This window comes from Nonomuraea mesophila (assembly GCF_004352805.1).
Taxonomy (GTDB): Bacteria; Actinomycetota; Actinomycetes; order Streptosporangiales; family Streptosporangiaceae; genus Nonomuraea; species Nonomuraea longispora.
The window spans coordinates 1-4,591 of record NZ_SMLD01000316.1 but is presented as its reverse complement, the minus strand read 5'-3'; the positions used below and the strand labels follow the sequence as shown (position 1 = coordinate 4,591).

Here is a 4,591-nt window from a genome sequence, read left to right as displayed (position 1 = left end):
GCGGCTGGGGCTGCGGGTAGGCCTCGGACTCGAACTGAGGACGGGAGCGAGACTCTGGCCGGGAACGGGAAGAAGGGCAGGGCGAGGAGACAGACCGGGGCCGTAAAGGGCGCGGGGCGGCTATGGGGACGCCGAACCGCGGGGCGGCGGCAACGTGAAGCGCCGACCGCGCGTCGCCGGACCACCCCGCCGCTACGCTTGACCCGACGCGGCCGGGTCGTGCTGGTGGTCGCGGCCGCACTGCTGTCCCTGGGAGGATTCTGGCTGGGTACGCGTACGGCAGGGCATGCGGCCGTTCCCGTCATGGTGCCGGCACACGCGGGGCTGCCGTGGGTGGAGGTCCACGAGGGGGACACGCTGTGGGCGATCGCCGACGCCCTCTCCCATGGCGAAGATCCCGCGACCTTGGCGGAGGAGATCAAGCGCCTGAACGGCCTGCCCGACTCCCTCATCCGCCCCGGCACCCGCCTCTACGTCCCGAAGGACGACACCACCACCGCCTTACGCTGACCCGCCCCAGCCGAATCGGCACGGCCCGATGCCGGCAAGCGCATGATCGTCACCATCGCGCCATCCGCGCCTCCAGCGGCCCCGGGCGGGGTTACCTCGCACCCGGTGCACCCCGTCGCCCGGCCGTCCGATCGGCCACGGGACACGGTTGTGCTGTCGGCCACGCTCTGTGTCGTCCCGTTGACCACAGTTCGCAGCGTCCCGGTGACCACACCCAAGGTTGTGCCGCTGGCCACCGTTCACACAGCCGCAAGGGTTCGCCGATCGAGAGCCCTCGTAGGGAGTGACGGGGGCGTTCAGGAGAGGGGCGTGGTGGGTCGAGTGTCGTTCGGTACCGTTGTGAGGTTCTTTCACGGACGAGGCCGCGCACAACTTCTGTGACGCTCTCAACTGCATGAACACCCGCCGGGAAGGCGCGACACGCCCGAGACAGGAGAGGATGGCGGGCTGATCAGCGACTTCGGCAGGACGGCGTGGCTCAACTTGCGTTCATGGTCGGTCGCTTCTACGGTTGGACCACAACATCTAGTAGTTACACCGATGTAGGTTCACCACACCTTGTGGTTATGCCACCGTTCCATGGTCAGCCGTGGAGCGTGCGCGAGCGTCCCTTAGTGCGGGGAACGGGTGTGCGGTGACCGCAGTGGTCTTGGAGGCGAAAGCGTGCACTGTCCGTTCTGTCGCCACCCTGACACCAGGGTCATCGACAGCCGCTCGACGGACGACGGCGCGGCCATCAGGCGCCGCCGCACATGTCCCGAGTGCGGACGCAGGTTCACCACCCAGGAGACCGTACTTCTCATGGTGAGCAAGCGCAGCGGAGTGACAGAACCGTTCTCACGGGACAAGGTCGTGGCAGGCGTGCGGCGGGCCTGCCAGGGCAGACCGGTCAGCGAGGATTCGCTGGCACAGCTCGGGCAGCAGGTGGAGGAGGCCATCAGGGCCAAGGGCGCGGCCGAGATCCCCTCGAACGAGGTGGGTCTGGCGATCCTCGGCCCGCTGCGGGAGCTCGACGAGGTGGCCTACCTGCGTTTCGCATCGGTATATCGCGGTTTCGAAAGTTTGGCGGACTTCGAGGCCGAGATCTCACAGTTGAAGGCGGAGAAGGGGGAGTCATGACGGAGACGGCCAGCGGTTCAGTGGCGCGCGGGGGCAGGCGTCCGCGTAAGGGGCTGAAGATGAAGCGCATCTTCACCAAGCCCGGCGTGCACCCGTATGACGAGATCCAGTGGGAGCGCCGCGATGTCGTCATGACCAACTGGCGCGACGGCTCGGTCAACTTCGAGCAGCGGGGTGTCGAGTTCCCCGAGTTCTGGTCGGTCAACGCGGCCAACATCGTGACGACGAAATACTTCCGCGGGGCCGTGGGCACCCCGCAGCGTGAGTGGAGCCTGAAGCAGCTGATCGACCGGGTGGTCGGCGTCTACACCAGAACGGGCGTCGAGAACGGCTACTTCGCGAGCGAGGAGGATGCCGAGATCTTCGACCATGAGCTGAAACACGCGCTCGCCCACCAGGTGTTCGCGTTCAACTCGCCGGTCTGGTTCAACGTCGGCACGCAGTCACCGCAGCAGGTGAGCGCCTGTTTCATCCTCTCCGTGGACGACCAGATGGAGTCGATCCTGGAGTGGTACAAAGAGGAAGGCGTGATCTTCAAGGGCGGCTCTGGGTCCGGGGTCAACCTGTCCCGCATCCGTTCCTCCAAGGAGTTGCTGTCCAGCGGCGGCACGGCCAGCGGCCCCGTCTCGTTCATGCGCGGCGCCGACGCGTCCGCGGGGACGATCAAGTCCGGCGGCGCGACCCGCCGGGCGGCGAAGATGGTGGTGCTCGACGTCGATCACCCCGACATCGAGGAGTTCATCGAGACGAAGGCGCGCGAGGAGGACAAGGTCCGCGCGCTGCGCGACGCCGGGTTCGACATGGACCTGGGCGGCAAGGACATCGTCTCCGTCCAATACCAGAACGCCAACAACTCGGTGCGCGTCTCCGACGAGTTCATGCGGGCGGTGGAGAAGGGCGGCGAGTTCGGCCTGCGCGCCCGCCTGACCGGCGAGGTCATCGAGAAGGTCGACGCCAAGGACCTGTTCCGCAAGATGGCCAAGGCCGCCTGGGAGTGCGCCGACCCGGGCCTGCAGTACGACGACACGATCAACGACTGGCACACCACCCCGGAGACCGGACGCATCACGGCGAGCAACCCGTGTTCGGAATACGTGCATCTGGACAACTCGTCGTGCAACCTGGCCAGCATCAACCTGCTGAAGTTCCTGAAGGACGACAACTCCTTCAACGTCGCCGACTTCGTCAAGCTGACCGAGCTGATCATCACGGCGATGGACATCTCGATCTCGTTCGCCGACTTCCCGACCGAGAAGATCGGCGAGACGACCCGCGCGTACCGGCAGCTCGGCATCGGCTACGCCAACCTGGGTGCGCTGCTGATGGCCTCCGGCCACGCCTACGACTCCGACGGCGGGCGGGCGGTGGCCGCGGCGATCACGTCGCTGATGACCGGCGTGTCCTACCGGCGCAGCGCCGAGATGGCCGGCGTGGTGGGGCCGTACGACGGCTATGCCAGGAACGCCGAGCCGCACAAGCGGGTCATGCGCAAGCACGCGGCGGCGAACGACGACCTGCGCACGGTCGGCTCCATGGACGCGAAGATCCACTCGGAGGCGTCGCGCCAGTGGTCGGAGTGCCTCAAGCTCGGCGAGAAGCACGGCTACCGCAACGCCCAGGCCAGCCTGCTCGCCCCCACCGGCACGATCGGCCTCATGATGGACTGCGACACGACCGGCATCGAGCCGGACCTGGCGCTGGTCAAGTTCAAGAAGCTCGTCGGCGGCGGGTCCATGCAGATCGTCAACCAGACGATCCCGCGGGCGCTCAAGCAGCTCGGCTACCAGCAGGAGCAGATCGAGGCCATCGTCGAGTACATCGCCGAGCACAGCCACGTCGTCGACGCCCCCGGCCTGCGCCAGGAGCACTACGAGGTGTTCGACTGCGCGATGGGCGAGCGGGCGATCGCGCCCATGGGTCACGTGCGGATGATGGCGGCCACGCAGCCGTTCCTGTCCGGCGCCATCTCCAAGACGGTCAACCTGCCCGAGTCGGCCACGGTCGACGACATCGAGCAGGTCTACATGGAGGGCTGGCAGCTCGGCCTGAAGGCCCTGGCCGTCTACCGCGACAACTGCAAGGTCGGCCAGCCGCTGTCGGCGGGCAACGGCTCCAAGAAGGAGGAGCCGCAGGCGGAGCCCGAGGTCAAGGTGGTCGAGGTCAACCGGCCGACCCGGCGGCGCATGCCCAACCAGCGGCCGAGCATGACCACCCGTTTCACGGTGGGCGGCGCCAAGGGCTACATGACCGCCTCCTCCTACCCTGACGACGGGCTCGGCGAGGTCTTCCTCAAGATGTCCAAGCAGGGTTCGACGCTGGCGGGCGTCATGGACGCGTTCTCCGTGGCGATCTCCATCGGACTCCAGTACGGAGTGCCGCTGGAGACGTACATGAGCAAGTTCGTGAACATGCGGTTCGAGCCGGCCGGCATGACGGACGACCCGGACATCCGGATGGCCACGTCGGTGATGGACTACATCTTCCGCCGTCTGGCGCTCGACCACCTGCCCTACGACGAGCGGGCGGCCCTGGGCATCTTCTCGGCGGCCGAGCGGGCGGCGCAGCAGCGCGGCGAGGACCCCGCGGCGCTGCAGGAGCCGGTCGACCGTGAGGCGCTGGCCCAGTCGGCGCCCATCGAGCCCCAGTCCGAGAAGGAGCAGCCGGTCGCGGAGCTGACGCTGGAAAGCCACCAGCGCTTCACCGCGGACGCGCCGCTCTGCATGACCTGCGGCACCAAGATGCGCCCGGCCGGAAGTTGCTACGTCTGCGAGGGCTGCGGCTCGACCAGCGGCTGCAGCTGACAACGGGCCACGGTGTGGTGGATGCGCCATCCGGCGTCGCACCCCTGACGCCCGCATCGACCACGCTGATCTCGTGACGAAGCGGGGAGCCGGCACCGGCTCCCCGCTTCGCTTTCTCTATGGGGCAGAGCGGCCTCAGGGGACGGGCGGCAGGCTGGGGG

General features: G+C 67.7%; 3 protein-coding genes. All 3 read left to right on the top strand.

The window, feature by feature from the left end:
- Nucleotides 1-198: 198 nt before the first annotated feature.
- The 3 genes from E1295_RS47245 (at nt 199) to E1295_RS47235 (ending at nt 4,430) form a co-directional block, all read left to right on the top strand.
- A complete protein-coding gene (locus E1295_RS47245; RefSeq protein ID WP_132641811.1) occupies nt 199-510 on the top strand; it encodes a LysM peptidoglycan-binding domain-containing protein in 312 nt (103 codons plus the stop codon).
- Nucleotides 511-1,173: 663 nt separating this feature from the next.
- A complete protein-coding gene (gene nrdR / locus E1295_RS47240) occupies nt 1,174-1,629 on the top strand; it encodes a transcriptional regulator NrdR (RefSeq protein WP_132606291.1) in 456 nt (151 codons plus the stop codon).
- Complete coding sequence (locus E1295_RS47235) at nt 1,626-4,430, top strand: vitamin B12-dependent ribonucleotide reductase (protein WP_132641809.1); 2,805 nt, start codon at nt 1,626-1,628, stop codon at nt 4,428-4,430. The genes nrdR and E1295_RS47235 overlap by 4 nt, the downstream gene beginning before the upstream one ends.
- Nucleotides 4,431-4,591 lie beyond the last annotated feature (161 nt).

Excerpts from the sequence above, each read along its gene's own strand:
- E1295_RS47235 (WP_132641809.1), top strand. The coding sequence starts at position 1,626 with ATGACGGAGACGGCCAGCGGTTCAGTGGCGCGCGGGGGCAGGCGTCCG.